18 protein-coding genes and 2 pseudogenes are annotated in these 20,181 nt (G+C 54.9%); 6 read left to right on the forward strand and 14 right to left on the reverse strand.

Annotated features, from left to right (window positions below):
• Window positions 1–7 precede the first annotated feature (7 nt).
• The gene (locus MUU51_RS06860) at window positions 8–1,432 is read left to right on the forward strand and encodes an amidohydrolase family protein (protein ID WP_258967434.1); all 1,425 of its coding nucleotides are present in this window, start codon (window positions 8–10) and stop codon (window positions 1,430–1,432) included.
• 102 nt (window positions 1,433–1,534) lie between these two features.
• Here MUU51_RS06860 and pptA read toward each other — a convergent pair whose 3' ends face one another.
• The gene (pptA, locus tag MUU51_RS06865) at window positions 1,535–1,765 is read right to left on the reverse strand and encodes a tautomerase PptA (protein ID WP_159768618.1); all 231 of its coding nucleotides are present in this window, start codon (window positions 1,763–1,765) and stop codon (window positions 1,535–1,537) included.
• A 47-nt stretch (window positions 1,766–1,812) separates the two neighbouring features.
• Window positions 1,813–2,445: a glutathione S-transferase family protein gene (locus tag MUU51_RS06870; protein ID WP_258967435.1), complete on the reverse strand. Its 633-nt coding sequence runs from the start codon at window positions 2,443–2,445 to the stop codon at window positions 1,813–1,815.
• 191 nt (window positions 2,446–2,636) lie between these two features.
• On the opposite strand from MUU51_RS06870, the gene uxuA reads away from it, so the two are divergent.
• Window positions 2,637–3,704 carry a mannonate dehydratase gene (gene uxuA / locus MUU51_RS06875; RefSeq protein ID WP_258967436.1) on the forward strand — a complete coding sequence of 356 codons (1,068 nt, stop codon included), beginning with the start codon at window positions 2,637–2,639 and terminating at the stop codon, window positions 3,702–3,704.
• A 57-nt stretch (window positions 3,705–3,761) separates the two neighbouring features.
• The gene (locus tag MUU51_RS06880) at window positions 3,762–5,099 is read left to right on the forward strand and encodes a gluconate:H+ symporter (RefSeq protein WP_258967437.1); all 1,338 of its coding nucleotides are present in this window, start codon (window positions 3,762–3,764) and stop codon (window positions 5,097–5,099) included.
• Window positions 5,100–5,128: 29 nt separating this feature from the next.
• On the opposite strand, the gene MUU51_RS06885 is transcribed toward MUU51_RS06880, so the two are convergent.
• The 10 genes and pseudogenes from MUU51_RS06885 to MUU51_RS06925 all read right to left on the reverse strand — a co-directional run bounded on the left by MUU51_RS06885 (window position 5,129) and on the right by MUU51_RS06925 (window position 13,765).
• The gene (locus MUU51_RS06885) at window positions 5,129–5,980 is read right to left on the reverse strand and encodes a transporter substrate-binding domain-containing protein (protein ID WP_258967539.1); all 852 of its coding nucleotides are present in this window, start codon (window positions 5,978–5,980) and stop codon (window positions 5,129–5,131) included.
• A 44-nt stretch (window positions 5,981–6,024) separates the two neighbouring features.
• Complete coding sequence (locus MUU51_RS06890) at window positions 6,025–6,801, reverse strand: amino acid ABC transporter ATP-binding protein (RefSeq protein WP_258967438.1); 777 nt, start codon at window positions 6,799–6,801, stop codon at window positions 6,025–6,027.
• Window positions 6,785–7,705, reverse strand: a complete 921-nt coding sequence (locus MUU51_RS06895; RefSeq protein WP_258967439.1) for an amino acid ABC transporter permease — start codon at window positions 7,703–7,705, stop codon at window positions 6,785–6,787. The genes MUU51_RS06890 and MUU51_RS06895 overlap by 17 nt, the downstream gene beginning before the upstream one ends.
• Window positions 7,706–7,714: 9 nt before the next feature.
• The gene (locus tag MUU51_RS06900) at window positions 7,715–8,224 is read right to left on the reverse strand and encodes a GNAT family N-acetyltransferase (RefSeq protein ID WP_159768636.1); all 510 of its coding nucleotides are present in this window, start codon (window positions 8,222–8,224) and stop codon (window positions 7,715–7,717) included.
• Between the two features lie 11 nt (window positions 8,225–8,235).
• The gene (locus tag MUU51_RS22290; protein WP_509908845.1) at window positions 8,236–9,168 is read right to left on the reverse strand and encodes an ABC transporter substrate-binding protein; all 933 of its coding nucleotides are present in this window, start codon (window positions 9,166–9,168) and stop codon (window positions 8,236–8,238) included.
• A 40-nt stretch (window positions 9,169–9,208) separates the two neighbouring features.
• Window positions 9,209–10,522: an LLM class flavin-dependent oxidoreductase gene (locus MUU51_RS22295; RefSeq protein ID WP_159768642.1), complete on the reverse strand. Its 1,314-nt coding sequence runs from the start codon at window positions 10,520–10,522 to the stop codon at window positions 9,209–9,211.
• A gap of 42 nt (window positions 10,523–10,564) precedes the next feature.
• On the reverse strand, window positions 10,565–11,686 hold the full coding sequence (locus MUU51_RS06910) for an amidohydrolase (RefSeq protein ID WP_258967440.1): 1,122 nt from the start codon (window positions 11,684–11,686) through the stop codon (window positions 10,565–10,567).
• Window positions 11,683–12,684 carry an MsnO8 family LLM class oxidoreductase gene (locus tag MUU51_RS06915; RefSeq protein ID WP_258967441.1) on the reverse strand — a complete coding sequence of 334 codons (1,002 nt, stop codon included), beginning with the start codon at window positions 12,682–12,684 and terminating at the stop codon, window positions 11,683–11,685. Before MUU51_RS06915 ends, MUU51_RS06910 begins: the two co-directional genes overlap by 4 nt.
• Before the next feature lie 98 nt (window positions 12,685–12,782).
• A pseudogene (locus MUU51_RS06920) lies at window positions 12,783–13,328 on the reverse strand (AAA family ATPase).
• A gap of 38 nt (window positions 13,329–13,366) precedes the next feature.
• The gene (locus MUU51_RS06925) at window positions 13,367–13,765 is read right to left on the reverse strand and encodes a (R)-mandelonitrile lyase (protein WP_258967442.1); all 399 of its coding nucleotides are present in this window, start codon (window positions 13,763–13,765) and stop codon (window positions 13,367–13,369) included.
• Between the two features lie 96 nt (window positions 13,766–13,861).
• Here MUU51_RS06925 and MUU51_RS06930 point away from each other — a divergent pair.
• Both MUU51_RS06930 and ansP read left to right on the forward strand, forming a co-directional pair.
• Window positions 13,862–13,972, forward strand: a pseudogene (locus MUU51_RS06930) (LysR family transcriptional regulator); the annotation flags it as partial.
• Window positions 13,973–14,244: 272 nt separating this feature from the next.
• Window positions 14,245–15,708, forward strand: coding sequence for an L-asparagine permease (gene ansP / locus MUU51_RS06935; protein WP_258967443.1), 1,464 nt, complete (start codon window positions 14,245–14,247; stop codon window positions 15,706–15,708).
• An 82-nt stretch (window positions 15,709–15,790) separates the two neighbouring features.
• On the opposite strand, the gene yncE is transcribed toward ansP, so the two are convergent.
• The gene (gene yncE / locus MUU51_RS06940) at window positions 15,791–16,852 is read right to left on the reverse strand and encodes a 7-bladed beta-propeller protein YncE (RefSeq protein ID WP_159768660.1); all 1,062 of its coding nucleotides are present in this window, start codon (window positions 16,850–16,852) and stop codon (window positions 15,791–15,793) included.
• Between the two features lie 257 nt (window positions 16,853–17,109).
• On the opposite strand from yncE, the gene pqqU reads away from it, so the two are divergent.
• A complete protein-coding gene (pqqU, locus tag MUU51_RS06945; protein WP_258967444.1) occupies window positions 17,110–19,224 on the forward strand; it encodes a TonB-dependent receptor PqqU in 2,115 nt (704 codons plus the stop codon).
• 85 nt (window positions 19,225–19,309) lie between these two features.
• Here the strand turns inward: pqqU and MUU51_RS06950 are convergent, their stop codons facing one another.
• Window positions 19,310–19,969, reverse strand: coding sequence for a GntR family transcriptional regulator (locus tag MUU51_RS06950; protein ID WP_159768666.1), 660 nt, complete (start codon window positions 19,967–19,969; stop codon window positions 19,310–19,312).
• Window positions 19,970–20,181: the final 212 nt, after the last annotated feature.

Here is a 20,181-nt window from a genome sequence, read left to right on the forward strand (position 1 = left end):
GAAAATTATGAGCTCGCTGCTGATTAAAGGCTGTACCGCCATTCTGACCGGGAATCGCGAAAAACCACGCAGTGCCGGGACCGATATTCGCGTGGCCGACGGGCGAATCGCCGCCATCGGGACGCTGACGCCAAACGCCGATGATCGGGTGATTGATGCCCGCGACTGCGTGGCGTATCCGGGCTGGGTGAACACGCATCATCACCTGTTCCAGTCGCTGCTCAAGGGCGAACCGCAAGGACTCAACCAGAGCCTCAGCGCATGGCTGGCTTCGACGCCCTACCGTTTTCGCGGCGCGTTTGATGCAGAAACGTTTCGCCTCGCCGCGCGAATTGGTCTGGTGGAATTAGTGCGCTCCGGCTGCACAACGGTGGCCGATCATCACTATCTGTACTGGCCGGGCATGCCGTTCGACGGGGCCGCCATTTTGTTTGAGGAAGCGCAGGCGCTTGGCGTGCGCTTCGTGCTGTGCCGGGGCGGCGCAACGCAAACGCGCGGTCTGGAAAGCGCGTTGCCGACCGCGCTGCGACCCGAGCGTTTTGACGACTGGATGCAGGACGTCGAACGCCTCGCCGGGCAGTATCACCAGCCGCAGTCGGATGCGATGCGTCGCGTCGTCATGGCCCCGACCACCACGCTGCACTCAACCACCGCGCAGGAACTGCGGGAAAGCGCGCGACTGGCACGGGCGCTGGGCCTGCGTTTGCACAGCCATCTCTCGGAAACGGTCGATTATCTCGATGCATCACGGGCAAAATTCGGCATAACGCCGCTGCAGTTTTGCGCCGAACAGGACTGGATCGGCGATGACGTATGGTTCGCCCATCTGGTGAAACTGCTGCCGGAAGAAATTGCCCTACTCGGGGCCAGCGGCAGCGGTATTGCCCATTGTCCGCAAAGCAACGCCCGGCTCGGGAGCGGCATCGCGGATATCGTCGCTCTGGAACAGGCTGGTGTAAAAATATCCATCGGCGTGGACGGTGCGGCCTCCAACGAAGCCGCCGATATGCAAAGTGAAACCCACGCGGCCTGGCAGCTACAGCGCGCACGTAAAGGGATGCTCGCCCGTCCGCGCTATGACGGCGGCACCTTCGAAGGCGGCGGCGATGCGGCCACCATAGAAGATGTGATCCGCTGGGGAACGTCCGGCGGTGCAGCTGTGCTTGGGCTCGATACCGGGGAATTGCGTCCAGGAATGCCCGCCGATATCGCGCTGTATCGGCTCGACGACCCACGCTATTTCGGTTTACACGACGTGGCGATCGGCCCAGTGGCCTGCGGCGGGCGGGCGACGCTGAAAGCGCTGTTGTGTCAGGGAAAAGTGATTGTCGAAAACGACGTGATTCCAGGGCTGGATTTGCGCGAGCTGGGCGCTCAGGCGGCAGAAGCGGTTAAACGGCTCCAACAAAAAGCGGGTATGCGGGGAGGATGATAACCCCGTAACCTCTTTTTTGCCCGATGGCGCTGGCGCTTATCGAGCCTACAAAACGTAGGCCTGGCAAGCATAGCGCCGCCGGGCATTTAGGGCTTTTTCTTACAGACTGTAACCGGGCTTTTTAAGCAGCGTCTCGAGCTGGGGACCAATCTCTTTATCCCAGACCTGCGCTTTCCAGTCGGCTTCGGCTACCTGCTCCAGACCGACGCTAATTGCGCCGTCTTTACTGCCCAGATGACGGGTAATCGCAGCGGCGATATCCGCGGCCAGCGCGTCTTTTTGTTCGTCGTTTAGGTCACGGGGAAAACATTTAATGGCTACATGCGGCATGGTGGTCTCCTTATTGTGTTCCCTAAAACTATCATCTTCTCAGCAGCTTAATTAGCGTTTTGTGCAGTTAAGATTTCGTTTTCGCTCAGGACGTGGTGCAGTTCTTCACGCTTTTCGATGTGGTCCGCAATCGCGCTCATGCGCGGGCAATTTTCGGCAAACCACGCTGCACGCGGGCCCCAGGTGCGCATCACCACGATGTACGCATCGATTAACGTGACGTTGTCACCCATTGCGTACGGTCCCACCAGTTGACCATCCATCCATTGATACAGCGTTTTCCGGTAAGCAATACAGTTGTTTTGCAACTGCTCCGCAGCGTCAGGGGCAAAGCGTTCAGGGTAATCAGCGTAGGTAAACGTCGGATAGACGTTCGCCACCAGCCACACCAGCAGACGCTGAAACCGCGTGCGCTGCGCTGAGCCAATGGGCGGTGCCAGTTCGGGACAATGGTCGAGGATCATCAGCGCAATGGCGGCGGATTCGGTCATTACGCTGCCATCGTCCAGCCGCAGGGTCGGCACCTGACACAGCGGATTGATTTGGGCCAGCACATCATGCTGCGGGCCGGGATTATCGAAGCCGTTCACGTCGACAAAATGGTACGGCATCTCTGCCATCGTCAGCATCACTTCGCTGATTGCCGAGCCCCAGCCCGGTACACCATAGAGCGTTAACATAGGTTTGCCTCCTACGAATGCAGAAACAAAAGTATGGACCAGATTCCTGCATAGGGGTTTTGGACTCGTCGATTGCGACTGCCCTCCGTCATCGGTCTATTTTGTGACTGATGTCGAAAAAATCAGTCTTAACAGCCCTTCACATAGATACTAGCATGGTAGACAGGCTTTCAGTTAAAGGTGTGATGAGTATGCAAATGACAATGCGCTGGTTTGGACCCGCAGAAGATAAGATTTCCCTGCAACACATACGACAGGTGCCTGGCGTGGAAGGCATTGTGGGGGCGTTGTACGATGTTCCCGTGGGCGAAGTCTGGCCAAAAGATAAAATTCTGGCGTTGGCCACGCAGGCGCGTGAAGCGGGTCTGAAGCTGGAAGTTATTGAAAGTGTGAATATTCACGATGAGATTAAAATCGGCAGCCCTGGGCGCGACCGCTATATCGAGAATTATCAAACGACTATCCGCAATCTGGCTGAGATCGGTATTAAAATCATCTGCTACAACTTCATGCCGGTCTTTGACTGGATGAAGACGGATATGAACTATGTTTTAGCGGATGGCTCTCTGACGATGGCCTTTGAAAAGAAAGGCATCGACAAAAGTCTTGAAGATGTTGTTAAAGATGTTCTCGATAATTCAAACGGTTTCGCCCTGCCCGGTTGGGAGCCAGAACGTCTGGCTAAAGTGCAAGAATTGTTTGCGCAATACAAAGATGTCGATGACGACAAATTACGTGAAAATCTTGTCTATTTCCTGAAAGCCATCATTCCGGTATGTGAAGAGGTCGGGATTAAAATGGCGATTCATCCCGACGATCCTCCCTACTCCATCTTCGGGCTGCCGCGGGTTGTGAAAAATCGAGACGATCTTGATTGGCTGTGTAATGCAGTTGATTCAGAAGCAAATGGGATTACGTTATGCACCGGCTCAATTGCCGAAGATCCTGATAATAACGTTTACGACATACTGGCTGAATTTACTCAACGCAAACGTATTCATTTTGCCCACGTACGAAATATCAAGATTATTAAAGATAAAGATTTTTATGAGTCGGCTCACTTATCACAATACGGCTCACTGGATATGTTCAAAGTAATGAAGTCGTTGCATGACAATGGCTTTGATGGCTATATTCGCCCCGACCACGGTCGCTTTATTTGGGGTGAAACTGGCCGCCCCGGATACGGTTTATACGACCGTGCATTAGGTGTAACCTATCTCCTCGGCCTGTGGGAAGCACTCGAAAAACAACATTAATATCCAGGCCGGCTATCCAGTCGGCATTTATTCAATACGTTGAATGCAGGTAAACATATGTCCCCCTTGCTGGCTCTTTTTTGGGTTCTGGTTGGTATCGCTCTTCTCGTCATAATGAATCTAAAATATAAATTCCACAATATATTTGCGTTGCTGATCGCGGGCATATTTGTCGCTATTATGGAAGGCATCCCAGTCGATAAAATTGTTCCGGTCATTCAGGATGGTCTCGGCGGTATTTTAGGACATCTGGCACTTATTATTATATTTGGGGCGATCATTGGCCGGTTTATGACCGAATCAGGCGCCAGCCAGCAAATTGCCGATACCGTCATTAAGCGCTGCGGCACGCGTTTCTTGTCAACCGGACTGATGTTTGTTGGCGTCATTTTTGGGATTGCGATGTTTTATGAAGTGGCATTCTTGATAGCTATGCCGCTGGTGTTGAATATTGCCAAAAAGGCGAACATTCCCTACATGAAGCTGGTTGTTCCTACGGTGGTAGGCGCCACGCTGGGACATAGTCTTTTCCCACCACAGCCTGGCCCGGTAGCGCTTATCAGTGCATTTAATGCCGATATTGTTCAGGTCTATCTTTACGGAATTATTGTCATTATCCCTGCCCTTTTTTGCACCGGGATTTTACTGCCTAAATTTTTGCCCGGCATTAAATCAATCCCCCTGAACTCTATGATGAAACCGGTAGAAGAGAAGTCGTCAGCCGATATTCCTTCTTTTGGTATCAGCATGCTAATACCTTTGATTCCGGCCGTGCTGATGGTGGTGGCATCGGTGGTAAAGGGATTTATGGGCGTCGATAGCGGTCTGGCAAAACTCTGCACGTTTTTAGGCAGCGCAGAAATAAGTATGCTGCTGGCAACAATGGCCGCCATTTGGTTTTTGGGTAAGCAACGAGGAATGTCCACTGAGAATATTACGCATTGCGTGAGTGATTCCATTGCCAAAATTGCCAACGTCCTGTTTGTTATTAGTGCAGGCGGGATCCTGAAGCAGGTAATTATCGTCTCAGGCGTTGGGGGGCATATTGTCAGTATTATGAGTGACGTCCCACTCTCTCCATTTATTGTCGCGTGGATAATCACGGCTATTATTCGTATTCTCACCGGCCAGGGTGCAGTCGCAGCTATCACCTCAGCCGGCATTGTCGCGCCAATGGTTAATGCATTTCATCTGAATCCAGCGCTAATGTGCCTGGCGGTCGCCTGTGGCAGTAATACGATAACGCTAATGTACGATGGTGGTTTCTTATTATTCAAAGAGACTTTTGGTATATCCATGAAAGATACCTTCAAAACATGGGGACTACTTGAACTCATCAGCTCGATCGTCGGATTACTGATGGTGTTGTTACTCAGCCTCATTATTACGTCATAACGTTTATGCCTTTACGCCGTGGACCCAAATTATGGATAGGTGATCCCCGGCGGGTTAACGTCGGACTGCGCCACGCCCTCGCCGTCTTCACCCCAGCGCGCCAGAATACGCTGCACTTCGCTGCGTTCAATACCGCCGTTCAGCGCGGCTTGCAGGGCATACACCAGCTGATTGCCCTTTTTGGTGGTGGTCGCCACATAGGCTTTTTTGGGGCCCAGACCAACGACGGTGGTTTTCCCGCTCAATGCCGCTTTATACGCCGAAACGGACTGCGGGCCGAAGAACACGTCGGCGCGTCCGGACTGAATGTAGAGATTGGCGGAAGCGTCATCAGTCAGGTACACCGGCAGCGCAGGCGTGCGCCCTGCTTTTTCATTCTCAGCATTCCAGCCGAGTAAAATGCGCTCCTGATTCGTACCAGAACCGACAATCACCTTCTTACCGGAGAGATCGGCCGACCCCTTAATCGTCGTTATCGGGCTCCCCGTTTTCACCGAAAACGCCAGCGAATCGACGCGATAGGTCGCAAAATCAAATTTCTCTTTGCGCTGTTCGGTGACCGCAATGTTCACCAGCGCCACGTCATAGCGCCCGGAAGTAATACCGAGTGGCCAGTCTTCCCACGCCGTCGGCACCAGTTTCAGTTTTAGACCCAAACTACCCGCCAGCAGTCGGGCAATATCCGGATCGCTGCCAATCCTTGTGCGGTTATCGCTGGCCAGTAGTGCCAGCGGCGGTGAATTTAACGCAGAAATCGCCACCGTCAGCGTGCCCGGCTCGACAAACTTATAGCTGGCGGGGATCTTTGCAATCGCCGCTTCATCGCGTACTACCGGCAGCGGCTGCTCATTCGCCTTCAGGTCAATGCGCCCTTCTGCCATCGCCGAGGTGGCGCACAGCAGCCCTCCCAGAAACATCCATTTATTCATGACAATACCTTTGATAAAAATTGTCGGGTACGCGGGTGCTGGGGGCGGTTCAGGACCGCGTCGCTTTCGCCCTGTTCCACGATTTTGCCATCGACCATAAATACCACCTGGTCCGCCACTTCGCGCGCAAAACCAATCTCATGCGTCACCACCACCAGCGTGGTGCCAGACCGGGCCAGCTTTTTGATAACGTCCAGCACTTCACCCACCAGTTCCGGGTCGAGGGCCGACGTGGGTTCATCAAACAGCATCACCCGCGGGTTGAGCGCCAGCGCCCGTGCGATAGCAATGCGCTGCTGTTGCCCACCCGACAAATGACGCGACCAGGCATCGGCCTTATTGCGCAGCCCGACCACGTCAAGCAGCGCATAAGCGCGTTCCGTGGCCTGCTTGCGGCTCAGTTGGCGATGCGCCACCGGCGCTTCAATCAGGTTTTCCAGCACCGTCATGTGCGGGAACAGATTGAAATTCTGGAACACGTAGCCGACGTTCACACGCTGGCGTAGGATCTCTTTTTCCTTGAGTTCGTACAGCTTATCGCCCTGACGGCGATAGCCAATGTAGTCCCCATCAATCTGGATAAACCCTTCATCGACGCGCTCCAGATGATTAATGGTGCGCAGCAACGTCGATTTTCCCGAACCTGATGGGCCTAAAATCACCGTCACCGTTCCGGGCGGGATCTCCAGCGACACGTTATCCAGCGCTTTATGGCGACCGAAAAATTTACTGACGCCGGTAATCGAAATATGGCCTTCAGGAGAGTTGAGCATGGGCAGCCTCCGGGGTTGGTGTGACGGTAGATACCGCGGCGCGGCTGCGGTTGCTGTTCACGGCGGAGCGGCGTTCGCTCTTCGCCAGCGCCCGTTCAACCAAATACTGAATGGCGGAGAGGAAACTGGTGATCACCAGATACCACACTGCGCCCACCATCAGCAGTGGAATGACTTCCTGCGTGCGGTTGTAGATCATCTGGATGGTGTAAAACAGCTCCGGCATCGCCAGTACGTACACCATCGCGGTCCCCTTCGCGAGGCTGATAATTTCGTTGAAACCGGACGGTAAAATGGTGCGCAACGCCTGCGGTAAAATGATGCGTAGCGTGCGTCGCCAGGCGGGTAAACCGAGCGCCGACGCGGCTTCATATTGCCCGTGATCGACCCCAAGAAAACCGCCACGAATGATTTCCGCCGTGTAGGCACTTTGCACCAGCGTCAGACCCACCACCGCCGTTGAAAACTGGCCGAGCACGTTAATAGTCTGGTAACTGGCCCAAGTAATCCCGGTGAACGGAATGCCGACCGACAGCGTGTCGTAGAGATACGAAAAGTTGTACAGCACGATCAGTACTACGATCAGTGGCAACGAGCGGAACAGCCAGATGTACGCCCACGCCAGGCTACTGAGCAACCAGGAGGACGACAGCCGGCACAGCGCCAGCAGGCCACCAAACATCACGCTCAGTGCCGTGCCGAGCAACGTTAACAGCAGCGTTTGCCCGAGCCCTTCCAGAATCACCGGGTCAAAGAACCAGCGGGCAAACACTGCCCATTCCCAGCGCGGATTAAAAGCTACCGACTGCACCACAATCGCCAGCACCAGCAGCGCCACGCCCGCCCCGACGATACGCAGCGGATAACGCGCGGGCACCACTTTGATGGTTTCGTTGCTCTTCATCGTCACTCCTCAGGCACTTTTGCTGAGCACCGGCAGCGCCAGTGCTTTGGTGAACCGAAGTCGACCGTCAAACGGCGGACGACTGTACTCTTCCGGGTCGCGATCGAGATCGAACTGCGGTTGATAGCCCTGGCTGAGATACAAACGCACCGCTTCCGGCTGGCGAAAACCGGTGGTCAGGTACATCTGCACATAGCCCGCGAGCCGTGCCCGGCGTTCAAGTTCGGCCACCACCCGACCGGCGAGCCCTTGCTGGCGCAGGGATTTGTCGGTCCAGATGCGTTTAATTTCCGCCGTTTGGGCGTCATAGGGTTTGTACGCCCCGGTAGCGATGATCGCGCCGTCGCGCTCCAGCACGATAAACAGCCCCTGTGGCGCGAGATACCACTCGGTCTGTTCCACTTCCGCATCACGGGCAAAGTAGTCGCCGTAACGCGCGGCATATTCTGCAAACAGGCCATCTAAAATCGGCTCAAGCTCGGCATCTTCCGGGGAAACATCACGAAAGCGTTCAGTCATGGTAAGGCTCCTCAGTCGCCGAGTCCGGCAGGGTTGAGTTCAGAATGCGGAATGCGCTCCACGCCTTCGCCCCAGCGGTTCAGCACTTTGTCGTAGTCACCGTTCTGGATGACGCCGTTCAGCGCCGTTTGTACCGGTTCAGCTAAACCGCTGCCTTTTTTCAGCGTCACGGCGATGTGGGCGGCCTTTGGCCAGCCGCCGTCGACGCTGCCGACAAGTTGCGTTTTGCCGTTCAATGCCGCTTTCCACGCACCAATCACGTTCGGACCAAAATAGGCATCGGCGCGTCCGGACTGCAGCGCCAGGGTTTGCGCGGCATCATCTTTGGTATAAACCGGGATAAACGGTTTTAAGCCCTTTTTGACGTTTTCCGCGTTCCACGCCAGCAGGATGGCTTCCTGGTTGGTACCGGAGCCGACGATAATCCGCAGCCCGGCGATATCTTCCGCTTTCTCAATCTTGCCAATTGAACTGCCCGATTTGACGTAGAACCCAAGCGAATCCTTGCGGTAGGTCGCGAAATCAAACTTCTCTTTGCGCTCTTTGGTCACCGTAATATTGCTGACTGCGGCATCGTATTTGCCGGAGGCCACGCCGAGCGGCCAGTCTTCCCAGGAGGTCACTACCACGTTGAGCTGCAGCCCGAGGCTGTCGGCGACCAGACGAGCGATATCCACTTCGCTGCCGAGCAGGGTTTTGTTGTCATCGGAAAACACGGTCAGCGGCGGCTGATTCAGGCCCGCCACGGCAACGGTGAATTTGCCCGGCACCGCCGGTGTAAAGCCCGCTGGAAGTTGAGCTATCGCCGACGGATTTTTATCGGTATTCACCGGCGTTTTATTGGCCTCGACGCTCACGCCTGTACCGTTAATGGTGACGTCACTGGCCTGCGCCAGCCCGGAAAATGCCAGCGCGATAGCCAGCAGTAGCGATGATTTTTGCATGGTGAAGTCTCTCTTATTGTTTTTTGAACAGTTCTGCCGATTATTGTGTGAACTGATTAACGGGCAGCGTCAGCCCGAGGCTTTCGCGAAGCGTGGTGCCCGGGTAGTCCTGACGGAACAGGCCACGCGCCTGTAGCACCGGCACAACCCGGTCAACAAAGCGCGGGAAGGTATCCGGCGTGCCGCCCTGGATGATGAATCCGTCCGCTGCGTGGCTGTCGAACCACAGCTGTAAACCGTCGGCAACCTCCTCCGGCGTGCCGGAAAAGCGCGGGCGTGGACTGGCCGCTTCCAGCGCCACCTGTCGCAGGGTTAACCCGCGCACGTGGGCATTGCGTTTGATTTCATCCGTGGTGCTGCGGAAACTATTCTGTCCGAGGTCGCCCAGTTCTGGGAAAGGTTCATCCAGCGGATACTGGCTGAAATCGTGATGTTCGAAATAACGCCCCAGATAATTCAGCGCGTCGTCCACTGACACCAGCGCGGCAGTGGTCTGATATTGCTGTTCCACATCATGGGCGTCATCCCCGACAATCACGCTCACGCCCTGGAAAATATGCAGCTCATCTGCACGACGGCCGTGAATTTCGAGCTGGCTTTTCACATCGCGATAAAAATCCTGCGCTTCTGCCAGGGATTCATGATGAGTGAAAATAGCGTCGGCGTGGGTGGCGGCTAATTTTTTGCCGTCATCCGACGCACCCGCCTGGAATATAATCGGTCTGCCCTGCGGCGTACGTCCAATATTCAGCGGGCCGGCAACCTGGAAAAAATCACCGTGATGATCGAGGGTGTGCAGTTTTGACGCATCAAAGAACTGCCCGCTGGCCTTGTTACGCACAAACGCATCGTCTTCCCAGGAATCCCACAGCCCTTTCACAACCTGCAAATATTCATCAGCGATGCGATAGCGCAGCGCGTGTTCGGGATGCTGCGCGCGGGAAAAGTTTTTCGCCGACCCTTCCAGGGGCGACGTCACCACGTTCCAGCCCGCGCGGCCGTTGCTCAAATGGTCGAGGCTCGCGAACTGACGGGCGGTGATAAACGGCTCGCTATAAGATGTCGACAGCGTGCCGACCAGACCGAGATGCTGCGTCACGCTCGCCAGCGCCGATAAAACGGTCAGCGGTTCAAAGCGATTTAAAAAATGAGGGATCGACTTTTCGTTGATATACAGGCCGTCGGCAACAAAAATAAAATCCAGCTTGCCTTGCTCCGCTTTTAACGCCGTCTGTTTCACAAACTCAAAATTAATACTGGCGTCGGCCTGCGCCGCCGGATGACGCCAGGCAGACATATTTCCAGATGCACCATGTAATATCGTGCCAAGCCGTAATTGCCGTGCTGTAGACATAATGACCCCTTACCCTGCCGGTAATAAAAATTAAGAATGAAATTAAATGTGCTGTAAGGCTTTTTCTGCCAGCGTTGCGAAATAGTGTGCCGCCGGAGTGATCAGTTTTTCATCCGGATTAAACGCCGGATGGTGCAGGCCAAATTCACTGGCGCTGCCGATACTGACGAATGCGCCAGGCGTCTGCTGCAAATACACGGCAAAATCTTCACCGCCCATGTGTAAATCTGCGGTCGTGGTGTGGTAACCCACCTCGTCGGCCACGGTGGTGGCGAATTCGGCCCATTCGGCGGTATTCACCAGCGCGGTTGGCCCCGCGTGCCAGATAACATCAATTTGCGCCCGGAACGCGCCAGCAAACCCGGCGGCAATTTCACTCACTCGCGCTTTAACCTGCTGCTGAACGTCGGTTCGGTGGGTGCGCAGCGTGCCTTCCAGTTCGACGTTTTCTGGCAGCACGTTCCAGGTATTGCCGCCCTGAATGCGCGTCACGCTCAGTACCATCGAATCCAGGGTGTTTACTTCGCGACTGGCGACGCTTTGCAGAGCGCTCACCAACTGGCTGGCGAGTAGGATCGCATCCTGCCCTTCATGAGGGCGGGCTGCGTGGGCGCCCTTTCCGTGCACCCGCACCACGAAACGATCTACGTTGGCGTAGAACGCCCCGCCGCGAGTGGCAAAGGCGCCCACCGGCAGCCCTGGTTCGTTATGCATACCGAAAATGGCGGAAACGCCTTCCAGCGCGCCGGCGCGGATCAGCGTTTTTGCGCCGCCAAAATTCTCTTCGGCAGGTTGAAACAGAATACGGACTCGCCCCGGTAACTGTGCTTCGCGAGCTTTGAGCAATAGTGCCGCGCCAAGCATCACGCTGGTGTGAATATCATGGCCGCAGGCGTGCATGACACCTGCATTTTGCGAACGGAACGCTACGTCTGCGGCCTCTTCAATCGGCAGAGCGTCGATGTCTGCGCGCAGTGCTATCACTTTTTCACCCTGCCCAATCTCAACCACCAGGCCGGTTTTCAACGCATAGGGCAAAATCGACAGCCCGGCGCTTTGCAGCCAGTCGCGAATGCGCGCGGTGGTCGCCACCTCCTGTAAAGACAGCTCCGGGAACTGGTGCAGCTCGCGCCGCCAGGTAATCAGCTGTTGTTCTAAGCTCATGACAGCACCTCCGCGCGGTTAAGTTCTTCTGCCAGCAGGCGCAACGACGCCAGACGGGCCGCACCTTCAGCCACCGGGGTGTCGATAATGAATTCGTCGATACCAAAGGTGTGATGCAGCGTATCGAGTTGGTCATGAACCTGCCGCGCGGTGCCCGCAATGACCGCCGATTCGCGGCGCACAATTTCCACCGCCGGGCTGCCCGCCTGATGCGCAAAAGCGTCGGCCTGCTGCTGGCTGGCCACCGACACGCGCTGCCCATTTTCCAGTCGCACGCCCCAGACCTCCACCTGTGCGGCAAGCTTTGCGGCCTGTGACGCATTCGCCGCGACAATAACCTGGACTGCGACTATCGCATCTCGCAGGCTGCGGTCGCGCCAGCGAGTCAGAACATCACGCAGTAAATTTGTGTCACCGTTGAGGTGCGCCGCAAAAACAAAATTCCAGTCGAGTCGGGCGGCCAGTTCGGCACTTTCGAGGCTCGCCCCCAGCAGAAAACCGTCCGGGCGCTGCGACGGAACAGGCGTCGCCAGAACCGCATCGGCGCTTTCCGCTCGCGTCAGCGATAACCAGTTGTCCAGTTGCGCGAGCTGATCGGCAAACGTCCCCTTCTGCTGCGGATCGACGCCCTGCTGCAACGCGCGAGTGGAATGCGGTAAACCGCCCGGCGCTTTCCCGACGCCAAGATCAACGCGCCCCGGGGCAAGCGACGCCAGCAGATTGAAGTTTTCCGCCACTTTGTATGGGCTGTAGTGTTGCAGCATCACGCCGCCGGACCCGATACGAATACGGTGCGTCTGCCCCAGCAGCCAGCCAATCACCACTTCCGGGGACGGGCTTGCCAGCTGTGGCGTGTTGTGATGCTCGGCAATCCATAAACGGTGATAGCCCCAGACGTCAGCCTGTTGCGCCAGTGTTAACGTGCGTGCCAGTGCCTGAGATGCGGTCTCGCCATCTGCCAGTGGGCTTTTATCCAGAATGCTGATTCGGTAAGACATGTCGCAGGCTCTTGATGAGGAACATGTCTGCATTATTAGAAGGGCTTGAGTCGCGTGAGAAACAATTTATTTACATTTGCTCTGCACAAAATTAGATATCAGTTGGTAGTGCGTACCGTCAATTTTGCAATAAGAGCGTCAGTATCGGCCTGATTTCGCAGCCTGACGAAGGTCAGCCCGGCAAATTGTGGGTCGTGCATATCGGCTAAATAACGCTGTCGATTTTTATGCTAGGTTTTTAGCGTCCATAAAATAATCGAGTCTCGACTTAAAAACGAGAGTCGAAAACTTTCGTGATTTCCGGTGCCCGGCCACAGTTCCTGTTTCGTCCACGCTCGCGAAAAGGCTCTGCAAACAGCCTGCCGGAGTGTTCGCCAGAACCCATAATCCACCCATACAATCATCTCGACGTTACGCCATTTCACCGGCCGAGTACGGTTATAATTGCCGTCGAGTACCCAGCCTTCACTGACGGCCAGTACTTCTTCCAGCCGAGCAAACAGTTCATCGTCTGGTGTTCCCTGCCAATCTGGGCGCCAGTAGAGTGTATCCATTTCTATGTAAGGTACATTCAATTGCGTAGCCAGACGGCGAGCCAGGGTTGATTTTCCCACGCCGCTAGTGCCAACCACGTTTATTCTCATCGCTTCCTTCCCGCCATCAAAAACGATCAATCTTGCACTTAACGCCCGGCGTATTCTTCGTCGGTGACTTTATCGAGCCAGGTCACAGGTGAGCCATTCTCGGATTCAGCAATGGCGATATGCGTCATCGCCGTTTCGGAACTTGCACCGTGCCAGTGTTTGATGCCCGGCGGGATCCACGCGATATCGCCCTGATTCAGCGCCTGCGCTTCTTTCCCTTCTTCCTGCAACCAGCCGCGGCCCTGTGTCACGATCAGCGTTTGCCCCAGCGGATGTGTGTGCCATGCGGTGCGTGCGCCCGGTTCAAACGTTACCGTTGCTCCGCCGACTTTTGCCGGTACTGTTGCCTGAAACGGCGCATCAATTCTGACCTTGCCGGTAAACCATTGCTCTGGACCGGTAACGGACGGCAGTGAACCACTACGAATAATTTTCATACTTCCTCCTGGTTTATGTATTCAGCGTAGCGCGGAACGCCTCTGAGGATAAGACTGCATAATCAGATTGGTACTATGAATATGATTCATAAATGAGTACTTGAAGACGGGTGCCCGCTATTCCCCGGCTATTACCTCTACTCCCCAGGAAGACGCCAGAACACCGCGGCGTTTGCCTTACTGATTGATGCGCTACGTCTGGCGTAACTTACTGGAATCTCTCCCAATTAGTTATGCTATTGATTTCCGATTAAACAGCAGATCTGACCACACGAAATGTTACGACGTCCGTCACTGGATCGGCGGGTAAGTTTTGCGTCGCTTACCATTTGCAGGTACGATGCTGCGCCATGTTTTGCCTTATCTCTGCGTCAGAATGTTGAGAAAGGCAGAATTGTATGCTGCCACGCAATCGTTTAAACGCGGCGGTACTTTTTGGGCCCCAGATTGGGGTAAAGACAGGTAAATGGGATACAACAATGACCACACAAAACAACAGCGCGGCGGAGCATCACGCAGCTAAACGCCGCTGGCTGAACTCGCATGAAGCGGGTTATCACAAAGCGATGGGCAACCGTCAGGTTCAAATGATCGCCATTGGCGGCGCAATCGGTACCGGTCTGTTTTTGGGCGCTGGTGCGCGCTTACAGATGGCTGGCCCCTCTCTCGCCATCGTCTATCTGGTGTGCGGTATTTTCTCCTTCTTTATTCTTCGTGCGCTCGGCGAGCTGGTACTTCACCGTCCGTCCAGCGGCAGCTTCGTGTCCTACGCGCGTGAATTCCTCGGCGAAAAAGCCGCCTACGTGGCGGGCTGGATGTATTTCGTTAACTGGGCGATGACCGGGATTGTCGATATCACCGCCGTCGCACTGTACATGCACTACTGGGGTGCGTTTGGCGATGTACCGCAGTGGATCTTTGCGCTCGGTGCACTGGCGATTGTCGGCACCATGAACATGATTGGCGTGAAGTGGTTCGCCGAAATGGAGTTCTGGTTCGCGCTGGTGAAAGTGCTGGCGATCGTCGCATTCCTCGTGGTCGGGACTATCTTCCTCGGCACTGGCAAGCCGCTTGACGGCGGCACCACCGGCTTCCATTCAATCACCGATAATGGCGGTTTATTCCCGCATGGCCTGCTGCCTGCGCTGGTGCTGGTTCAGGGCGTGGTGTTTGCTTTCGCCTCTATTGAACTGGTCGGGACCGCCGCGGGGGAATGTAAAGACCCGCAGACTATGGTACCGAAAGCGATTAACAGCGTTATCTGGCGTATTGGTCTGTTCTACGTCGGCTCTGTGGTATTGCTGGTTCTGCTGCTGCCATGGAATGCCTATCAGGCAGGACAAAGTCCGTTCGTGACCTTCTTCTCGAAGCTCGGCGTGCCGTATATTGGCGACGTGATGAATATGGTCGTACTGACCGCAGCCCTCTCCAGCCTGAACTCCGGGTTATATTCGACGGGTCGTATTCTGCGCTCGATGTCGATGGGCGGTTCCGCGCCGAAGTTCATGTCAAAAATGAGCAAACAACAGGTGCCTTATGCAGGGATCCTTGCGACGCTGGTGGTCTATGTCTTTGGTGTGTTCCTGAACTATCTGGTACCGTCTCAGGTGTTTGAGATTGTCCTGAACGTCGCGTCTATCGGTATCATCGCTTCCTGGGCATTTATCGTGGTGTGCCAGATGCGCCTGCGTAAGTTCATCAAGGAAGGGAAATGCGCGGATGTCAGCTTCAAGCTGCCGGGTGCGCCGTTTACCTCCTGGCTGACGCTGCTGTTCCTGTTCAGCGTGCTGGTGCTTATGGCCTTCGATTATCCGAACGGCACTTACACCATCGGCTCGATTCCGCTGCTGGCCGTGCTGCTGGTTGCTGGCTGGTTTGGCGTGCGTAAGCGCGTGAATGAAATTCACCGTACCGCGCCGGTTCATCCGGATGATGTGAAGTAATTATAGGCCCGGTCAGCGTAAGCGCTACCGGGCAGTATAGTGAAAGCCCGGCGGCGCAAGCTTGCCGGGCTTTTTTTGTGGATTAAAGCGTAATCCGAATCACATCATCCGGCTGCGTGGCTTCTTTCTCGCGGGTGGATTCCTGCTTCACGCTCACGTACAGCGTTTTACCATCGGCGGAAAGTGCCAGGCTGTTCGGGTACGTTGGCGTATCGAAGGTTTTCACCACTTTATTGGTTTTCGCGTCAATCACGCTGACTTTCCCCGCCTTGCGGTGAGTCACGTAAACTTCATTGCGCACCGGGTTGAACTTCACGGCCAGCGATTCTGGCACCGCGATTTTGTTCAGCACTTTGCCGTCCCGGTAGTCCACCACCAACAGCTCCGGCTGCTTGAAATCGGTGATGTAAGCGCGGTGTTTAGCGGTATCCAGCGCGATATTCAGGAAGGCGTGTTCTTTGCCGTCATCCACCAGTTTCTGACGAGTCAGAATGCTGTTACTGGCGGTGTTGATGGTGATCAGCTCGCCGTCAGCGCTAACGGTATACAGACGCTGCGCATCGTTATCCAGCGCCAGAGCGGTGCTACGATTACCTGTTCCGCTAATGGTCGCTTTCAGCTTCAGCGTTGCGCCATCAATCACCCAAACCACGCTTTCTTTGCCGACGCCGGTCACGTACACGGTGTTGGTTTTGTCGTTAGATGCCAGCTCGCGCGGTTGCAACGGTTTAACGGTTTCGCTGCGCTGGCGCGAATCGAGCACCACGCGCCCTTTTACGTCGCCGGTTTTGCCATCAATGGCGGTAATGGTGCCGTTGGTGGTATTGCCAAACCACAGGGTCTGCGTCTGGTTATCAATCGTCGCGCCGAACGGTTTTAAATCGCTGTGAATCAGCTGGGTTGCCTCCAGAGTTACCGGATCGAGACGGTAAATCACCCCGCCCTTATCGGTTTTACGGCTTTGTGACGTGGCTACCCACAACGCACTTTCCTGCTCGCTGAGCGCCATTTCGTAGGCCCCTTTGCCGACGGCTTTGCGCAGCATGTCATCTGCCGCATGGGCGCTGAATGAGCCCGCGAGCAACAGTGAAGATAACAGTAGTGAACGGCGTAAACGCGGCATGGACATATGACGTAAAGACATGACGAATCCCTTTTTAAAAACCAAATTTTGTATTGCCCGACATGCTTCCTGCTCGTAGCGTCTTTGCGCCACGTTAGTTGTTGAGAATAGTAATCATTATTAGATTAAAAGGGCAGTGATATTTCCGCTGTTTCGCTGGAAATGTGCCATTGTTAAACCTTCGTTTAACGTTAAGTGCCGTTATGATTTTCAAATAATTTACAAAAGCATTAACATATTCACAGTTGTTCCATTTGGTTCATTATCACGAGAATTGCATGAAAATCATTACTGTCCGCAGGGCCGCGCTTCCGGCATTACTTTTGCCGCTTCTTCCACTGCCAGACGCGTTCGCCGCCGATGAACAGACGATGGTGGTCTCCGCCAGCCCACAAACCGTCTCTGAACTCGATACACCCGCCGCCGTGAGCGTGGTGAATGGTGACGACATGCGCCACGCTACACCGCGCGTGAACCTGTCTGAATCCCTCGGTGCGGTGCCCGGCCTGCAGATACAGAATCGTCAGAACTTTGCCCAGGATTTGCAGCTGTCTATTCGCGGGTTCGGCTCTCGCTCGACCTTCGGCGTGCGCGGCATTCGCCTGTACGTGGACGGAATTCCCGCTACAATGCCTGACGGCCAGGGTCAGACCTCAAACATCGACATCAGCAGCGTCGAAGATATCGAAGTGCTGCGCGGCCCATTCTCCGCGCTGTACGGTAACTCATCCGGCGGGGTGATGAATGTCACCACCGAAACCGGCCAGCAGCCGACCACCATTGAAGCCAGCAGCTATTACGGCAGCTATGGCAGTTGGCGTTACGGCCTGAAAGCCAGCGGCGCAGTCGGCGACGGTACGCAGGCAGGAGACGTGGATTACACCGTCTCTACCACCCGTTTCGACACCCACGGTTATCGCGATCACAGCGGCGCGCGTAAAAACCTCGCCAACGCCAAACTCGGCGTGCGCATTAACGACGTCAGCAAACTGACCCTGATGTTTAACAGCGTCGACATTAAAGCTAACGATCCGGGCGGCCTGAGCTACAACGAATGGCGCGCCGATCCGCAGCAATCGCCACGTGGCGCTCAGTACAACACCCGCAAAGATATCAAACAGACCCAGGCGGGTATGCGTTATGAACGCCAGCTGAGCGAAAACGACGACCTCAGCGTGATGATGTACGCCGGGGAACGCCAGACCACGCAATATCAGTCAATCCCAATGGGTCCGCAACTCAACCCTTCACACTCCGGTGGTGTGATCGACCTCGACCGCCATTATCAGGGCATTGATACCCGCTGGACGCACCGCGGTGAACTGCTGGTGCCAGTCACGTTTACCACCGGCCTCGATTACGAAAACATGAGCGAGAAGCGCAAAGGTTACGAAAACTTTGTGATGGATAACGGCGTGCCGGACTACGGGCAGAAAGGCGCAATGCGCCGTAACGAGCGTAACCTGATGTGGAACCTCGACCCGTATCTGCAAACTCAATGGCAGCTCACCGACAAACTGTCGCTGGACGCAGGCGTGCGCTATAGCTCAGTGTGGTTCGACTCCAACGATTTCTACGTCGCACCGGGTAACGGCGACGACAGCGGCGATGCCAGCTACCATAAATGGCTTCCGGCAGGTTCTCTGAAATATGCGGTGACCGATGCGTGGAACGTATATGTCTCGGCGGGACGCGGCTTTGAAACGCCGACCATCAACGAGCTTTCCTATCGCCCGGATAACCAAAGCGGGCTGAACTTTGGCCTTGAGCCATCGACTAACGAAACGGTCGAAATCGGCAGCAAAACGCGTATTGGCAATGGCCTGCTGACCGCCGCCCTGTTCCAGACCGACACAGATAACGAAATCGTGACCGACACCAGCAGTGGCGGGCGCACCACCTATAAAAACGCCGGTAAAACCCGTCGTCAGGGCGCGGAGCTGTCGCTCGATCAACAGTTTGGTGAAAGCTGGAAACTGAAAGCCGCCTGGACGTGGCTGGACGCGACCTACCGCAGCAACGTTTGTGATGATGCCAACTGCAACGGTAACCGTATTCCGGGCATCGCCCGTAACATGGGTTACGCCTCGTTTGGCTATGAGCCGGAGATGGGCTGGTATGCAGGCAGCGATATCCGCTATCTGAGCGATATCATGGCCAATGACGAAAACACCGCCAAAGCGCCGTCGTGGACCGTGGTCGGCCTGAACACCGGTTATAAATTCAACATCGCCGACAACTGGAAAATGGATGTCTTTGGCCGCGTCGATAACCTGTTCGACCGCGAATACGTAGGTTCGGTAATTGTGAACGAATCTAACGGTCGTTATTACGAGCCAGCGCCTGGCCGTAATTATGGTGTGGGTTTATCGGTGGCCTATCAGTTCCAGTAACATAATTAGTTTAAATAGCCATATCAGCGTGCCGGAATACCCGGCACGCATGTTATCTGTTAATTACCGAAATTAATTATCTGCATTAATTTACGTACTGGCGCTGCAAAATAGCCGCACCCTGATCGATAGCCCGACAAATCGCCGCCCCACTCTCCACCTGATCCCTTTTTTCCAGCGCGCTCAACAGATCGTCATAATACCGATCCTGTTTAAAAATTTCGCACGGCAGCGGATGTAAAAAATTAAAACACGGCCCTATGCGTACCCATAACTGTTCGATGAGCGCAGTCAGCGTCGGCATCTCAGCGTAGTCATACAGATGAAAACGGAACCGGCAGTTAGATTGTAATGCTCCCTCCATATCGCCCTGCGCTTTCGCATTATGGAAAGCATCAACGTGGCGACGCAAATCCCGCAGTTTTTCCTCCGTCATCAGCGATGCTGCCGTAGACACTGCCATGCTTTCCAGCTTTTTACGGATCTGATTGATTTCGTTATACCGCTGGAGCGACACCTCCGGCACTAAAAATGCCTGGGCCGGTGTGGCCTGCAGTGCTCCGGAAGACACCAGCCGCAGTAGCGCTTCCCGCACCGGGGTGATACTGGTCCCGAGCTGTTCAGCCAAATCCCGGGTTACCAGGCGAGCTCCGGGCTTCAGTGCCCCAATAATCAACGCGCTTTTTAAATTCACTTCGACCTGCATCGTCAGGCTCATACGTTGCGCTTTTTCAAAATCAAGCATGGTTATTTCCTGTTTCCATAATCATTGTTCTCATTACGGCCTGCGAATAAACAACTCAGCACAATACCAGGATATATCCTGTATCGTGGGTAGTGCTGGAAATAACATGGACCAATCTGCTATAAATATTAACTATTTAATTATTAGGTTGTTAATTTAGTCCGTACACAGCATACCAATAGGCTATTGCATGATTAATTAAAGACGCTAAT

Source organism: Scandinavium manionii, from assembly GCF_024764775.1.
Classification (GTDB): Bacteria; Pseudomonadota; Gammaproteobacteria; order Enterobacterales; family Enterobacteriaceae; genus Scandinavium; species Scandinavium manionii.

Bases quoted from the DNA above. Each gene is read 5' to 3' on its own strand.
- MUU51_RS06860 (WP_258967434.1), top strand. From the start codon at position 8: ATGAGCTCGCTGCTGATTAAAGGCTGTACCGCCATTCTGACCGGGAAT.
- pptA (WP_159768618.1), bottom strand. From the start codon at position 1,765: ATGCCGCATGTAGCCATTAAATGTTTTCCCCGTGACCTAAACGACGAA.
- MUU51_RS06870 (WP_258967435.1), bottom strand. From the start codon at position 2,445: ATGTTAACGCTCTATGGTGTACCGGGCTGGGGCTCGGCAATCAGCGAA.
- uxuA (WP_258967436.1), top strand. From the start codon at position 2,637: ATGCAAATGACAATGCGCTGGTTTGGACCCGCAGAAGATAAGATTTCC.
- MUU51_RS06880 (WP_258967437.1), top strand. From the start codon at position 3,762: ATGTCCCCCTTGCTGGCTCTTTTTTGGGTTCTGGTTGGTATCGCTCTT.
- MUU51_RS06885 (WP_258967539.1), bottom strand. From the start codon at position 5,980: ATGGCAGAAGGGCGCATTGACCTGAAGGCGAATGAGCAGCCGCTGCCG.
- MUU51_RS06890 (WP_258967438.1), bottom strand. From the start codon at position 6,801: ATGCTCAACTCTCCTGAAGGCCATATTTCGATTACCGGCGTCAGTAAA.
- MUU51_RS06895 (WP_258967439.1), bottom strand. From the start codon at position 7,705: ATGAAGAGCAACGAAACCATCAAAGTGGTGCCCGCGCGTTATCCGCTG.
- MUU51_RS06900 (WP_159768636.1), bottom strand. From the start codon at position 8,224: ATGACTGAACGCTTTCGTGATGTTTCCCCGGAAGATGCCGAGCTTGAG.
- MUU51_RS22290 (WP_509908845.1), bottom strand. From the start codon at position 9,168: ATGCAAAAATCATCGCTACTGCTGGCTATCGCGCTGGCATTTTCCGGG.
- MUU51_RS22295 (WP_159768642.1), bottom strand. From the start codon at position 10,522: ATGTCTACAGCACGGCAATTACGGCTTGGCACGATATTACATGGTGCA.
- MUU51_RS06910 (WP_258967440.1), bottom strand. From the start codon at position 11,686: ATGAGCTTAGAACAACAGCTGATTACCTGGCGGCGCGAGCTGCACCAG.
- MUU51_RS06915 (WP_258967441.1), bottom strand. From the start codon at position 12,684: ATGTCTTACCGAATCAGCATTCTGGATAAAAGCCCACTGGCAGATGGC.
- MUU51_RS06925 (WP_258967442.1), bottom strand. From the start codon at position 13,765: ATGAAAATTATTCGTAGTGGTTCACTGCCGTCCGTTACCGGTCCAGAG.
- ansP (WP_258967443.1), top strand. From the start codon at position 14,245: ATGACCACACAAAACAACAGCGCGGCGGAGCATCACGCAGCTAAACGC.
- yncE (WP_159768660.1), bottom strand. From the start codon at position 16,852: ATGTCTTTACGTCATATGTCCATGCCGCGTTTACGCCGTTCACTACTG.
- pqqU (WP_258967444.1), top strand. From the start codon at position 17,110: ATGAAAATCATTACTGTCCGCAGGGCCGCGCTTCCGGCATTACTTTTG.
- MUU51_RS06950 (WP_159768666.1), bottom strand. From the start codon at position 19,969: ATGCTTGATTTTGAAAAAGCGCAACGTATGAGCCTGACGATGCAGGTC.